12 protein-coding genes are annotated in these 14,381 nt (G+C 65.9%); 2 read left to right on the top strand and 10 right to left on the bottom strand.

Annotation, left to right across the window (positions count from 1 at the left end; translation table 11 throughout):
• Positions 1 to 66: 66 nt before the first annotated feature.
• The gene (locus IFT60_RS12205; protein WP_229510828.1) at positions 67 to 960 is read right to left on the bottom strand and encodes a helix-turn-helix domain-containing protein; all 894 of its coding nucleotides are present in this window, start codon (positions 958 to 960) and stop codon (positions 67 to 69) included.
• A gap of 127 nt (positions 961 to 1,087) precedes the next feature.
• On the opposite strand from IFT60_RS12205, the gene IFT60_RS12200 reads away from it, so the two are divergent.
• On the top strand, positions 1,088 to 2,254 hold the full coding sequence (locus IFT60_RS12200; RefSeq protein ID WP_192052239.1) for a 4-hydroxybenzoate 3-monooxygenase: 1,167 nt from the start codon (positions 1,088 to 1,090) through the stop codon (positions 2,252 to 2,254).
• Between the two features lie 6 nt (positions 2,255 to 2,260).
• Here the strand turns inward: IFT60_RS12200 and IFT60_RS12195 are convergent, their stop codons facing one another.
• The 9 genes from IFT60_RS12195 to IFT60_RS12155 all read right to left on the bottom strand — a co-directional run bounded on the left by IFT60_RS12195 (position 2,261) and on the right by IFT60_RS12155 (position 12,650).
• A complete protein-coding gene (locus IFT60_RS12195; protein ID WP_192052238.1) occupies positions 2,261 to 2,566 on the bottom strand; it encodes a hypothetical protein in 306 nt (101 codons plus the stop codon).
• A 94-nt stretch (positions 2,567 to 2,660) separates the two neighbouring features.
• Entirely contained in the window at positions 2,661 to 3,344 is a 684-nt protein-coding gene (locus IFT60_RS12190; protein ID WP_192052237.1) for a hypothetical protein, read from the bottom strand.
• 338 nt (positions 3,345 to 3,682) lie between these two features.
• Positions 3,683 to 5,221 (bottom strand): acetate kinase, encoded by a 1,539-nt coding sequence (locus tag IFT60_RS12185; RefSeq protein ID WP_229510827.1) that lies wholly within the window; start codon positions 5,219 to 5,221, stop codon positions 3,683 to 3,685.
• Between the two features lie 24 nt (positions 5,222 to 5,245).
• Positions 5,246 to 5,746 carry a hypothetical protein gene (locus tag IFT60_RS12180; protein ID WP_229510826.1) on the bottom strand — a complete coding sequence of 167 codons (501 nt, stop codon included), beginning with the start codon at positions 5,744 to 5,746 and terminating at the stop codon, positions 5,246 to 5,248.
• A gap of 9 nt (positions 5,747 to 5,755) precedes the next feature.
• Positions 5,756 to 6,451 (bottom strand): C39 family peptidase, encoded by a 696-nt coding sequence (locus IFT60_RS12175; protein WP_192052236.1) that lies wholly within the window; start codon positions 6,449 to 6,451, stop codon positions 5,756 to 5,758.
• A complete protein-coding gene (locus IFT60_RS12170) occupies positions 6,448 to 6,900 on the bottom strand; it encodes a hypothetical protein (protein WP_229510825.1) in 453 nt (150 codons plus the stop codon). Before IFT60_RS12170 ends, IFT60_RS12175 begins: the two co-directional genes overlap by 4 nt.
• A gap of 91 nt (positions 6,901 to 6,991) precedes the next feature.
• Complete coding sequence (locus IFT60_RS12165; protein ID WP_192052235.1) at positions 6,992 to 9,265, bottom strand: hypothetical protein; 2,274 nt, start codon at positions 9,263 to 9,265, stop codon at positions 6,992 to 6,994.
• Positions 9,266 to 9,934: 669 nt separating this feature from the next.
• Entirely contained in the window at positions 9,935 to 11,257 is a 1,323-nt protein-coding gene (locus tag IFT60_RS12160) for a sigma-54 dependent transcriptional regulator (RefSeq protein WP_192052234.1), read from the bottom strand.
• Between the two features lie 175 nt (positions 11,258 to 11,432).
• Positions 11,433 to 12,650 (bottom strand): metal-dependent hydrolase, encoded by a 1,218-nt coding sequence (locus IFT60_RS12155; RefSeq protein ID WP_192052233.1) that lies wholly within the window; start codon positions 12,648 to 12,650, stop codon positions 11,433 to 11,435.
• 169 nt (positions 12,651 to 12,819) lie between these two features.
• On the opposite strand from IFT60_RS12155, the gene IFT60_RS12150 reads away from it, so the two are divergent.
• Positions 12,820 to 14,376 (top strand): methyl-accepting chemotaxis protein, encoded by a 1,557-nt coding sequence (locus IFT60_RS12150; RefSeq protein WP_192052232.1) that lies wholly within the window; start codon positions 12,820 to 12,822, stop codon positions 14,374 to 14,376.
• Positions 14,377 to 14,381: the final 5 nt, after the last annotated feature.

Below are 14,381 nucleotides of genomic sequence, written 5' to 3'. Positions count from 1 at the left end.
GAGATAGCAAAATCAGACATTTCTATTTTGCTAGAACCGGACATTACTATTTTGCCCTTACACACCCTACGCCTGCCGCCGGAACTCTTTCGGCGTCACGCCCATCAATTTCTTGAACAAGCGGCTGAAGTAGGCCGGATCCTGGAAGCCCAGTTCATACGCGATGCTGGCCACCCCCGCCGGCACATAGGTCAGCTTGCGGCAGGCTTCCAGCATCAGCCGGTCTTGCGTGATCTCGAAGGCGGATTTGCCGGCCAGCTTCAGGCACAGGCGGTTGAGGCGGGTCGGCGCCACCCGCAGTATGGCCGCGTACTGCCCGACCTGCCACTGCTCCTTGTAATGGCGCTCGACCTCGACCCGGAAGCGGGTAAATAACTCGAAGTCGCCGCGTCCGGAGGTGTCGGCGATATGGCGTTCGGCCTGCACCCGCACCAGCAGCAAGAGCGTGCTGCGCGCCAGCCATTCGAGCATCAGCGTGTGGCCGTAGCGCGGCCAGGCGGCCTCAAGCGTCAGGTTCTGCAACAGCGCCTCGATGCGCGCCGCCAGCTCGGGCGCGCCGGCGAGGCCGATTGCCAGCGGCTGCACGAACAGCGAGGAAAACAGGTCGCCCTCGTGGCCGGCGGCGGCAAACAGCATGTTCTGGTCGACCGTCAGCACGTAGCCATGCGCCTCGGTCGAAAAATCGAAGCCGTGCGGCAGGGCGGGGTGGATGGTGAGCGCGACCGGGCCGGCGCATTCCCACAGGTCGCCGTCGATGTTCGCGCGGACATCGCCTTTCAACAAAAAAAGTACCTGAAACAGGCCGGCATGGGTGTGCGTGCCGATGTGCCAGTCGTACTTGCGGCTGCGCGCCTCGATCAGCTCGATGTGGACGGCCTCGGCATCCTGGCCCCGCGTGGCTTCGCCGTACAGGGCGAATTCGGGCACCGTGACGGCGGGCGAAGTGGCGGGGGAGAGCATGGCGGCAGCGGCCTTATCGGATGGGTGGGTGCAAAAATAGTACAAGTTTTTTCGGGTTTGGTCCATTTCACCCGGGCGGTGCCCGGGCTACGATGATGTCAACCAAAACACATTCGGAGACATCATCATGCGCACCCAGGTCGCCATCATCGGCGCCGGCCCGGCCGGCCTCTTGCTTTCCCACCTGCTGCACCTGCAGGGCATCGAATCGGTCGTGCTCGAGATGCGCAGCCGCGCCGACATCGAGGCGACGATCCGCGCCGGCGTGCTCGAGCAGGGCAGCATGGACATCCTGAACCAATCCGGCGTGGGCGAACGCATGCGCCGCGAAGGCGCCTTGCACCACGGCTTCGAGTTCGCCTTCGGCGGCGCGCGCCATCGCATCGACCTCACCGAACTGACCGGCCAGTCGATCACCGTCTACCCGCAGCACGAAGTCATCATCGACCTGGTGGCGGCGCGCCTGGCCGCCGGCGGCGACCTGCGTTTCGAGGTGAGCGAGGTGGCGCTGCACGGCATCGACACCGCGCAGCCGTCGGTCACCTTCGTGCACGGTGGTGAAGCGCGGCGCATCGATGCCGATTTCGTGATCGGCGCCGACGGCTTTCATGGCGTCTCGCGTCCGATGTATCCGACAGGCACGCGCGAGGATTTCCAGCGCGTGTATCCGTTCGGCTGGTTCGGCATCCTGGTCGAGTCCGCACCGTCGTCGGATGAACTGATCTACGCCCAGCACGAGCGCGGCTTCGCCCTGGTCAGCACCCGTTCGGCCACCGTGCAGCGCCTGTACTTCCAGTGCGACCCGCACGACAAGGTCGACAATTGGTCGGACGACCGCATCTGGGCCGAACTGCATGCGCGCCTGGAACACAACGACGGCTGGAAACTGAATGAGGGCAAAATCTTCCAGAAAGGGATCATCGGCATGCGTAGTTTCGTCTGCGCCCCGATGCGTTCCGGCCGCCTGTTCCTGGCTGGCGACGCCGCCCACATCGTGCCGCCGACCGGCGCCAAGGGCATGAACCTGGCGATCTCGGACGTGCGCATCCTGGCGCAGGCATTGGAGACCTTCTACAAGCAGGGTACGGAAGACGGCTTGAACAATTATTCGGAAACGGCCTTGAAACGCGTCTGGCGCGCCGAGTATTTCTCGTGGTGGATGACACGGATGCTGCACACCTTTGCCGATGCCTCTCCCTTCGAGCGCCGCATCCAGCGCGCGGAACTGGAGAACGTGGTAGCGTCGCGGGCGATGCGCACGGCGCTGGCGGAGAATTACGTTGGGGCGTTTTGAAGGAGATTAAGAAAAAGGCTTCACCGTAAAAGTAAGTGCATAGGAGTATTGGAATAACTGTTTATATTGTTCCAATGGAAGGCCTAACGGTCGCAGTTCATCGTAGACCAGCCCTTGCGATAGTACGGCGACATGGTAATGCCATGCAGGAAATGGCCAGATCATCTCATCGTTCGGTGGAATCTTAATACCACTTATTACTTGTTTGAATCCAGGGCGGATATCTAAAAGTTCAACCTTAGCCTTATCCAAGAGCGTTTTTGCTTTTTGTTTTGCCCATACCTCACAGTCCATCGTGCGCGGGTCCGACATATGCACTCCTATATGAAATCATGATTCATACAATCGCCAGAAAACGCGACCGGCTCGCTCAATTTAACATGACCGAATATTGTCGGGTGCCATCTCACACCAGCTCGTAGCGTGCCCGATACGGTTTGAACCCCACCCGCCGCTTGAAATCGCGCAGCCCCGGCTGCGCCCCGAGAAACGTGTCGTACATGAAGTACTCCATCTCGCGCTCCTCGATCAGGCGGCAGATGATTTGCAGGAGCAGCAGGTACATGATGCCGTCCTGGTTCTTGTAGCCCATCAGCTGGTCGGTGGCGACGAAGTTGCCGTAGCGGCCCATGCTGCAATAGGCGACCAGCCGGTCGCGGGCATCGAAGACGCCATGGCATTCGAAATGGGGTGGATTGTCGAAGACCTCGCGCCGGACCCGGTAGGAGGCGTCCATCGGCCGCCCCTGGCGTTGTTCGCAAGAGGTGTGGATGGCGTGGATCTCGTCGACGTGGTCGTTGCGGTCGATGCGGCGCAGGCGGTATCCGCGCGCGGCGGCCTTGCGGCTTTGCGGGCCGGCGTGGCCGCTGCGCCGTACCTGCTGCAGGTAGCCGCCCGGCTGGCCGGCAAAGGCGGCCAAGTCGATCAGGGCGATGCCCATGGTCTTGTTGCCGAACACTTTGTAGCGTGCATGGGGACGGGTGAACAGGGCGTGCGCATGGCGGATGCCTTCGGGATTGCGGTCCTGCTCGAAACGCAGGCGCGCCACCGGCAGGCGCGCCAGTTCCAGCGCCAGGCGGGCGTGTTCCATTAATTTTGCTAATGTTGCAGGCGTTTCCATAAATCCCCCTTAAGTATCAGCCTTAAGAATCACGCTGAACTGCAGCGCTGGATGGAGCGTCCTGATGCAGCCTGTCGAAGTCTGCGCCACCCTGCTGGGTGGAACCGGATGCGTGGTCGTCCGGGAAAGGTGGGTGGCAGTGCTTGCCGCACTGGGGGAAGTTAAGTCGCTGTACCTGTCAAGTCAGAGTCGCAAACAACTGCACAGTTCCAGCGCAGGGAATGATCTGGCGCAAACGAGTAGCGGACGGGAGAGGAAAAGCATAGATGGTGCGGCCGGGCACTTGCTTGGCCGCACCGTGGTGAGGATCAGAACGACATCGGTACCCGGAACATCAGGCTGACGTCCGGCGTATCCCGGGTCAGGCCGGCGCCGACGGCCACGCTCAGCGTTTTCTTGTCGCTCAGGCGGTAGCTGTAGCCGATCAGCAGGGTGCCGAGCTGCATGCGTACCGAACCCGGCACGGTCACGCCGTTCTGCTTGGTGCGGCCGACCGAGTTGTGGTCGTAGCCGACGCTGAACGACGCCTTGTCGTTCAGCGCCAGGCCCATGCCGAAGTTGAAGCCGATCACGCCGCCCGGTGCGATTTCGCCGAGCGACTCCTTGACGCCGTCGAGCACCGTGCGCGAGACGTCACGCTTGAAGTTGTGCAGGTAGCTGAAGCTGCCGAAGAACACGGCCGGATCGGACGGGAACAGCCAGGTCACGCTCGGCTGCAGCGAATAGAAACCGGAACCGGTCGGCAGTTCCAGCGGCAGGCCGCTGCCGGTGATGTTTTCGCCGATGCAGCGGCGCTGGCAATCGGTCGTTACTTCGAACGGGTCCTTGCCGGTGCGCGACTTGAAGCGCAGGCCGCCAATGAAATACGGCTTGTCGACGCCGCCGTCGTTGAGCTGGTAGCGGCCGGCGATTTCGACGTCGCCGATGGCCTTGCCGCTGGTCTCGAAGGCGCGCTCGACCGCGGTGCCGGTGAACACTTCGCGGCTGACGGTGGCGTCGCTGCGGTACACGTAAGGCAGTTTAGCTTCCAGCTCGAAACGGTTGGTCATGCCGCGCCGGATGGTGGCGGTGGCGGTGGTCGTGTTGCGCTTGACTTCACGCACGTCGATCAGGCCAATCAGCAGGGCGGGGATGACCGTGTAGCCGACCAGGGCCACACGGTTGCTCGAGGAATAGCCGTACTGGATGGCCGGCTCGAACACGTATTTGCCGCGCGGGGTGAGCACGCCCGGCTGTTCGAAGATCGGCGCGACTTCGCGCGGGCGGCCTTCGTTCGAGGGTGCGCGGCCGACGGCGGCGGTGTTGGTGGCGGCGGTCGGCGCGCTGGCGGGACCGCCGACCGGGGCGGCCGGCGCGGCCGGCTGCTGCTGTTGCGGACGTTGCTGTTGCGGCTGCTGCTGTTGCTGTTGTTGCGGCTGCGCCTGGGCGACCGCCTGGCCGCCGGTGCCGCGCAGGGCGTCGAGCTGGGCGCTGGAGGCAGCTGCGGCCGGGACGGCGAGGCCGGCGGCCAGCGGCGAGCTCGCGGCGCCGTTGAGGGGAGCGTTGCCGGTGCCGCGGGCGGCGCCCAGCGCTTCGCTCGACACGGCGCGGCCGGCGAAGCGCGGATCGGCCAGGTCGACCGGCTCCGGCAGGGTGGGAATGAGGGGCGTCGGTGCTGGTGCCGGCGTCCGTGCGGTGCGCACGTCGCGCTCGAGTTCGTCGATGCGCGCACGCTGTGACTCGAGCTGCTGGCGCATCGCCTTGACCTGCTCCACCAATTCCTCGACGGATTGTGCCTGCGCCGGCAGGGTATGAAACGCCGCACTGACGGCGAGGGCGCCAACACATAACGCCGGGATTTTCTGCATACATCTCTCCATGAAAGGTCGCCGTCAGCGGGGTGCGACGGCTGTTGACAAAGCATTATTCAGGCTTGTGCCAAAATTGAGCGCACGTAACATTTCTGCGGTATTCACCGTGGCATTGATGGAGGTCTGGTTGCGGATCGTCTGGTCGTTCAGCGAGTTCTGGATGAAGGTGCCGCCGAGCACATTCTGGGCATTGCCGGCCAGCGTGCGTACGTCGCCGTTCTGGATCAGGCGCAGTTCGCCCAGGGCGTCGCTCGAGAGCGCGGCTTCGCCGCGCGCCAGCTTGCCAATGTCGCCCAGCTGCATTTCGGTGCGTTCGACAACGCTGCCGTTGACGCTGACGAGGCGTTCCAGGCCGAGCGTGACGACCAGGCCGCTGTCGGTGAGGAAGCCGCCGCGCGCCGCGTCGAGGGTCGCGCTGTCGACCGCCTTGGCGGGATCGAAAGGGGCCGCCGGCTCGTCGGCGGCGTTGGCCAAACCTGCCATGGTCAGTAACAGGAGCGGCAGGGAAATTAAAAACCGCATGGTGTGTCCTTAAAAATCGCCGGGGCCGAATTTCGGCAACCCGTAGGTGTTCTCCAGCGCGCCGCGCGCGCCTTCGACGAGCGGCGCGCGCGGCGCGTTGCGCCAGTCGGCGGCGAGGTTGAAACCGGGCTTGTTCGGGCCCTCGTGGATCACGAACAGGATCCGGTTGGCCCAGATCGACTCGAAGCGTTCGCGCGCCATCAGGCGCGTGCCGCGCGACGGATCGCCGATCAGGATGCGGCCATCCTCGGCGCCCTTGACCACGACGAAATGGTGGTAGCCGTTGTCGGAAATGAGGACGATGGCCGGCAGCTTCGCTTCGATCAGTTTGTCGAGCGGCAGCTGGAAGCCGTTGGCGGTATAGCCGCGTTTCTTCAGGAAGCGCTGCATGTCGAGCAGCGAAAAGCCTTCGCTGCGGATCTTTTGCTGGTCGCCGGTGCTGAACATTTCCTGGAACGCCATCTGTTCCGTCGTCGGGATGTTGTAGTGATGGGTCAGCAGCGTGGCCAGCGCGGCCGAGCCGCAGCTGAAGTCGTACTGCTGGCGCAAGGTGGCCTGGAAGCGCAGGTCCTTCATGCTCTTGACCGGCATGGCGTTCACCCGCATGCCGCTCGGCAGCGCCAGCTCGGCGGCGTCGGCCCCGGCTGCGCCGAACAGCAAGGCGAGGCTGCACACGCCGGCGCAGGAGAGAAGGCGCGGCTTCATTGGAGCTGCAGGTTGATGACCGTGGCGTTCTGGATCAGCACGTTGGCGCCGCTGTTCTGGATGACCACCGGAATACCGGACATGTTGGCAAACGAGCCGGTGTCGATCGAATTCGATCCGGTCTGGACGTTGACGGCGCTGTTGTTGGCGACGTCGCCATTGAGCCGGGTGTCCTGGATGATGGTATCGGCGCGGCCGCGTTCGTGATCGAGCTGGCCGAGGTCGACCGCTTCGATGGTGGCGTCGCCGATGGTCAGGGTCTTGCTCTCGAGGACCAGGGGCGTGGCCACGGACTGGATCAATTGTTCGATGCTGTCGATGGGCTGGACGGCAAGCTGTCCGGCGTCCAGCAAGACCGGTTCGGCTGCGCAGACGGGGCCCGCCAGGGCGGCTGCCAGCGCCAGGGCGCAAACCTTAGGTAAGCGGCGTACTGCAAAAATCATGTTCATCGTATCTCCCTGAATCCGGAAAACTGCCGCGCCCTGGGGCGCGGCAGTCCGACCTGCTAAGTAACTACTTGCTGACTACTTGCGGTTCAGCTTATGGGCCGACGGCCAGGTTGCTCTGGACGTTGACGCTCTGCTGGATCAGGGACGAGAAGCCGTTGTTCTGGCTGACGACCATCACACCGGCGGCCGACTGGCCGACGTTGGTCATGGCGTTGGACATGTCGAACACGCCGGCAGTGACGTTGTTGGTGCCGCCGTTGCCGCTGGTCGCCGCGCCGCCGGCGCCGCCGGTGCCCGTGCCTGCCATGTTCGAACCCGATGCGCCGCCGGCGCCGCCGGTGCCCGTACCGCCATCGCCGCCCGCGCCGCCGGCGCCGCCGGTTGCCGTGCCCGAGGTGGTCGAACCGTTGGTGGCGCTGCCCGAGGTGGCATCGCCGCCCGAGGAACCGGCGCCGCCGGTGTTCGATGCCAGGCCGGTCGAGCCGCCCGTGCCGCCTGCGCCCGCTGCCGCGCCGTCGCCGCCGGTGCTGGTGCCGGCCGTTGCCGAACCGCCTTCACCACCGGCACCACTGGTGCCCGTGCCGGCCGCGCCGCCGGTGCTGGCCAGACCTGCGCCTGCGCCGCCCGTGCCGCCGGTCGCCTCGCCGCCCGCTGCACCCATGCCCGCGGTGTTCGAGGCCATCGCGCCCGAACCTGCCGTGCCGCCCGAGCCGCCCGTGCCGCCTGCCGCGCCTGCGCCGCCTGCCGCGCCCGCACCACCGGCGCCGCCGGTGCCGTCGCCGGTCGATGCCGTGTTGGTGGCGCCGGTCACGGTGCCGCCAGTGCTGGCAGCGGTGCCGGGATCGGCCGCGCCGCTGGTCGAGGCGCCGCTACCGGTGGTAGCCACGTTGCCGCTCATGCCGGCGCCTGCGCCGGAGGCGTCACCGGTCGCCGATGCGCCGGCGATGGTCGCTGCGCCGCCCGCTGCGCCGCTGCCGCCTGCCGCACCCGCGCCGCCCATGCCGCCGGCTGCACCGGCCGCGCCGTTGCCGCCCTGGCCGCCCGTTGCCGTACCGGTCGAGCCGCCCGCGCCGCCGGCGCCTGCCGCCACACGGCCGGCATTGCCGCCGTTGCCGCCCATGTTGCCGCCGGCTTCGCCGCCTGCACCGCCGGTGCCGGCGCCGCTCATGCCGCCTGCGCCGCCCGTGCCGCCGCCGGCGTTACCGCTCGAACCGCCCGCGCCGCCCGCACCGCCGGCGCCGCCTTCGGCACCCGAACCGCTCGATGCGTTCGATGCCAGGCCACCCGCGCCGCCCGAACCGGCCGTTGCAGCACCTGCCATGGCGTTGCCGGTGCTGGCGCCGCCGCTGGTAGCGCGGCCGCCGGCCGAGCCCGATGCAGCCGAACCGCCGGTGCCGGTGGCGCCCGCGCCGCCGTCGCCGCGTGCCGAACCGCCGTTGCCGGCCGCGCCCGCGCCGCCGGTCGAGCCGGCGCTGTTGGCGTTGCCGGTGTTGCTGGCGACGTTACCGATGTTGCTGATCGCGTTGCCGGTCACGGTGCCGTTCAGGGTGCTGTTGGCGGTTGCGCTCGAGGTGTTGAACGAGTTCGAGAAGGTCGAGGTCGCGGTGCCGCCGTTGTTGGCGGCGATGGCGCCGGCCGAGGTGGCGCGTGCGCCGCCGCTGCTGTTGTTCTGGCCCGAGCTGTCGCGCGAGGACGAATCGTTGTTCTGGTTCGAGTTGTCGCGGCTCGACGAGTCGTTGCCCTGGTTCGAGTTGTCGGCCGTGTTGGTCGAATAGTTGTTGTTGCGGTTCGAGTTGTCGCGGCTCGACGAATCGTTGTTCTGGTTCGAATTGTCACGGCTCGACGAATCGTTGCCCTGATTCGAATTGTTCGCCATGTTGTTGCCCTGGTTCGAATTGTCACGGCTCGATGAATCGTTGCCCTGGTTCGAATTGTTCGACTGGTTGTTGTTCATGTTCGAACGGGTCGAGCCATCGTTGCCCTGGTTCGAATTGTTCGACTGGTTGTTGTTCATGTTCGAACGGGTCGAACCATCGTTGCCCTGGTTCGAATTGTCCGACAGGTTGTTGCCCTGGTTGGAATTGTCACGCGTCGACTGGTCGTTGTTCATGTTCGAACGGGTCGAGCCATCGTTGCCCTGGTTCGAATTGTCGGCCGTGTTGGTCGAGTAGTTATTGCCCTGGTTCGAGTTGTCAGGCGTGTTCGTCGACGTGTTGGTCGAGTAGTTATTGCCTTGGTTCGAGTTATCGGTAGTACGGGTGACGGTCGAATTGTCCGAGTTGTCGGTGGACGGGTCGGTCGTCTGGGCTTGTGCATTCAGGCCGAAAGCGAGCGACAGGGCAGTAACGAGCAAAGTCTTGTTCATGCAAATTCCCCTAGGGTGTGTGGTTGAGTTCCACTGGCGGTCGTACCAGTTGAAGCTCATCCTATGCAAGAGCAATGCCAGCCCAGTTCAAATATGCTCAAATCATTGATAGATAAGCACAATTCCACTAGGAAATGACGGAATTGCGTATAGACATTGTTGTTAGGAATTTAACGCCTTGGAGGTGTAACAAAAACGGCACAGTTGTGTTCCTTTGAGCCTGGACAGGCGCGGACACTGTGCACTTGAGCTGACGCGACAGTACGACCCCGGCGCCGGGCAAAGCGCCGGAGAGCCGCATCCATGCTGGGTTTGGACGCGGGAGGAGACCAGTGGCGGCCAGTTCAGGATGTGTGCCTGAGCAGAAGCATGCGGAAGGTGCGCCACGTGCTTATTGTGCGACGCGCCATTGCTCCGGGCCAGATGCCTGGGCCGCAGAAATGTGTCAGCCAATTGTTAAATGGTTTGTAGGCGCAGGCTGGCGAGAATGTAGGGTGGCATCCCGAGCTCATGCGCAATGCTGCGCAGACGGATGCCTTTCGAGAGCGGATAACTGAGGGGATTCAGTGGCGCGAATTGACGGCGACGCGGCGCGTGCATCGCGTGAGCACAGGGGGGCCCACACGATGAGAAAAGCTGGGGCCGCGCGACGCGCAGCCTGTGTGAACCTTAAGGACGCATGCCGTGCTTGGCCAGCAGCCGGTACATGGTCGTGCGCGAAACGCCGAGGTCGCGCGCGGCGCGGCTGACGTTCTGGCCGGTGCGGTCGAGGCAAGCACGAATCGCCAAGCGCTCGGAACTGCAGCGCGCGTCGTCGAGCACGGCTTCGATCGGCGGCGAGGGCATGACCAGGTCGAGGTCGTCCGGCTCGATCAGGCGGCCGTCGGCCATCACCATCGCGCGCCGCACGCGGTTGATCAGTTCGCGCACGTTGCCCGGCCAGTCGTGGGCCGCGATGGCGGCGACGGCCTTGCTGCTGAAGCCTTTCAGGCGCGGCGACTTGTCGGCCGAATACAGCTGGAAGAAGTGTTCGGCCAGCTCGACCAGGTCTTCGCGCCGTTCGCGCAGCGCCGGCACCGTCACCGGCAACACCGAGAGTCGGTAATACAGGTCTTCGCGGAAATCGCCGCGCGCGACCGCCTGCTGCAAATTCACGTGCGAAGCGGAAATGACGCGCACGTCGACCGGGATGGCGCGCGTGGCGCCCAGGCGGATGATGGTCTTGTCCTGGATGAAGCGCAGCAGGTTGGCCTGCAAGTCCTTCGGTAAATCGCCGATCTCGTCGAGGAACAAAGTGCCGCCATTGGCCGATTCGATCAGACCGACCTTGTCGCGCGCCGCGCCGGTAAACGCGCCGCGCTCGTAGCCGAACAGCTCGGAATGAATCAGGTTGGGGGCGATGGCGCCGCAATTGATCGGCACCAGCGGACCGGTGGCGCGCAGCGACTGGCGGTGGATTGCCTGGGCCGTGAGTTCCTTGCCGCTGCCGCTTTCGCCCCAGATCAGTACCGGGGCGTCGACCTTGGCCACGCGCTCGACCTGGCTGCGCAAGCGCAGCATGGCGTCGCAGCTGCCGATCAGGCCCGAGGGCGAACCGCCGGGGCGCGGACGCGGGCGGCGCAGCAGCGCGTGCCCATGGCAATGGCCGAGCGTGTGCACTAGGCGCCGGGCGTCGATCGGCACCGTGTGGTAGTCGCACAGGTAGTCGGCCACGATGTCGCGCCAGGCGGGCGCGCCGATGGCTTCGGCGCGGAATACGCCGACCCAGCTGACCCGGCCATGCTCGCGCAGGAAACGCTCGACCTCGAGGGGCGGCTGCGAACCGATCACATGCATCAGCAACCCGACCAGGTAGTCTTCCTGGCGCAATGCCGCGCGCGCCTCGTCGATGCTGCGCGCGGTGCGAATCTCCCAATCGGGCATGTTCGCGCGCAAGACATCGACGGCGCCGAGGTCGTCGGGTGCAACACACAGCAATCGTTTCGGAATCATCCATTCTCCCCACGTTGGATCAGCTACCGGCATGGCGACATGCCAGCGGCTTCGTCTAAAAACACTGTAACTGCGGGTAAGGATACTGCAATATGCGTGTTGTATAGGAGACAATTGAAATTGCCGTGTGCCGTTACCAACTCGACAATGCGCGGGGCTTGACGGCGCGTGCAGCCTAGGGCAGGCCAAGAAGATCGGCACGGGGATAGCCCCAGCGCGGCAGCTTGGCCGGACACGGCTGGACAGTATTCGAGACGATCGGCAATGTCGAGAAATTCGGCAGGCCGGGCGGGCCGAAGCGCACGTCGGTGGCGCTGCCCTCATGCAGCGACGGCGCCCGCGCAAAACGCAGCCAGGCATCGATCCGGCAATCGGCGCGCAGCGCCTGCAGGCGCGCCACCGAACCATGTTCTTCCCAGGCCCAGGCCACGGGCGCCGTCCCCGGCACCACGTTCACGCCACCGATGGCCGCCGGGCAGGACGCGGCCGGCGTGATCCCGGGCGCCAGGCTCAGCACGCCGCGGCGGATGCGGTAGCCATCCGGCCCTTCGCGAGTAACGGCAATCGCACCCCAGCACAAGGGGTTGGCCGGAAACGCCGACAGCGGCAAGTCGAGGATGCGTACCGCCGGGTCGTGCCCGCGCAGGGCAGCGGCCAGTTCGGCGCGTGCGCGCTCGGCCATCGCTCCTTGCAGCAGCACGAAGCAGGCGGTGACCGCCACCCCGGCCAGCAGGGCGCTGCGCTCGCCCAGGCGGCGCGTCAGCAGCAGCGCCAGCGCCCACAGCGCGCCCAGGCCGAGCAGGGAGCCCCACTGCAGGAAGCCGGCCACGGTAAACAGCGCCGGCACGGTCAGCAGCAATCCCAGCAGCAGGCGGCGCCAGCGGCGGCTGGCCACGTGCGCGGCCAGCGGCGTGCCCAGCGCCAGCCAGAACACCGGTTCGACGATGAACACCATGTCGCCGTAGTACCAGTCCGGATCGAAGGGTGCGAACGGGTGGATGCCGTAGACGTTCAGCGCGTCCATGCCGAAGTGCAGCAGCAGGCCGAGCACCGTCACCGCCGCCAGCCCGCGCCGCGCCGGCGCATCGGTGCGTAACAGACTGCGTGCCGCCGGCCACAAGAGCCAGAGCGCGGCCAGCAGCAGCAACGCCTGCAGCAGCGCGTACAGCAGCGTATGCGTGTGGCCGCGGTGGTGCAGCAGGTAGCCGAGCGGGGCCGGGGCCAGGCTTGTCAACACCAGGTCGAGGTCGGGGAAATTGCTGGCCAGGGCGGCAGTCGTCAATAACAGGCGCCGCCGCGTCGACGCCTGCGCCGGATCGGGGGCCTGCGGCAGCAGGCGATGGGTCAGTTCGCCGAGCGCGAGGCCGACGAGCGAGTGGGTCAGATTGTCCATCGCGCAATACTAGCATTGGCTTGCGCTGTGGCAGCCTGAACACAAACTGCTGGTTTTGAACTGTCAAGCTCAAATTTTTGATCTAACTCAAGTATTGCGTCGATTCTGGCAGCGTAAAATCGGGCCTTTAAATTTTGCCGTATGGCAATAAGCACATCAGGAGAGTCCATTGCGCACCAATCTGCCGGTGACCGGCATCGAATACCGGATGCAACAAGGCCAGTCGATCGTCTCGAAGACCGACGTCAAGGGCCGCATCACCTACGTCAATCCGAGCTTCATCGAGGTCAGCGGCTTTCCTGAAGACGAGTTGCTGGGCAAGGCCCACAACATCGTGCGCCACCCGGACATGCCGCCGGAAGCCTTTGCCGACCTCTGGCAGACGCTGCAGGCCGGCCAGCCCTGGACCGGCATGGTCAAGAACCGCCGCAAGAACGGCGACTTTTACTGGGTGGTCGCCAACGTGGTGCCGGTCAAGGAAGCGGGACGCGTGGCCGGCTACATGTCGGTGCGCACCACGCCGACGCGCGAGCAAGTGGCGGCGGCGACCGAGCTGTACCGGCAATTCCGCGCCGGCGAGCAGGGCGCGCTGGCCATCCGCGGCGGGCGCGCGGTGCGCACCGGATTCGCCGCCCGCCTGCACGGGCTGCGCCGCCTGCCGCTCGGCCGTCGCCTCGGCCTGGTGATGGCCACGCAGGCCGCGCTGATCGGCGCGCTCGGCTTCGCTGCCGACGGCGCCGCCTGGCGCGTCGTGGCCGGCATCGGCGTGCTGGCGACGCTGGCAGCCTGGGCCGGCTTGCGCCAGGCGCTGGTGGCGCCGCTGCGCGAAGCGACCGAGGCCGTGCATGCGCTGGCCGGCGGCGATTTGTCGCACATGCCGCAAACGCATCGCAGCGACGAGTTCGGCGCCCTGCTGCGCGCGCTGCGCCAGCTGAACATCAACCTGCAGGCGATCGTCGGCGACGTGCGCAGCAACGTGCGCTCGATCGAACACACCACGCGCGACATCGCCGCCGGCAACGTCGACCTGGCCGGCCGCACCGAATCGCAGGCGGCCAGCCTGGAACAGACCGTCGCCACCCTCGGCCAGGTCGCCGGCGCCGCCGGCCGCAACGCCGACAGCGCGCGCCGCGCCGACACCCTGGTCGGCGCCGCGGCAAGCGTGGCCGGACGCGGCGGCGACGCCGTCGAACGCGTCGGCGCCACCATGGGCCAGATCAGCACCTCCGCCACCCGCATCGTCGACATCATCGGCCTGATCGACGGCATCGCCTTCCAGACCAATATCCTGGCGCTGAACGCGGCGGTCGAGGCGGCGCGCGCGGGCGAGCAGGGCCGCGGCTTCGCGGTCGTCGCCGGCGAAGTGCGCAGCCTGGCGCAGCGCTCGGCCGGCGCCGCGAAAGAGATCAAGGCCCTGATCGAGGATTCGGTACACAAGGTCGCGCAAGGCAATGCGCTGGTGGGCGAGGCCGGCCAGACCATGCGCGAAGTCGTGGCTTCGGTCGAAAGCGCGGCCGGCATCATGCACGACATCACCCATGCCAGCCAGGCGCAGGGCGGCGAGATCGGCGAAGTCAATGCCGCCATGGCCGAACTCGACGCGATCACGCGCCAGAACGCGGCGCTGGTGGAACAGTCGGCGGCGGCGTCGAACAACATGGCGGCGGAAGCGGCGCGCCTGGTGCAGGCTTTATCGGTGTTCAAGTTCGGGGCGGGGCAGGGCTAAGCTCC

This window comes from Massilia sp. CFBP 13721, from assembly GCF_014842025.1.
Taxonomy (GTDB): Bacteria; Pseudomonadota; Gammaproteobacteria; order Burkholderiales; family Burkholderiaceae_D; genus Telluria.
This window is presented reverse-complemented; position numbering and strand designations above follow the sequence as displayed.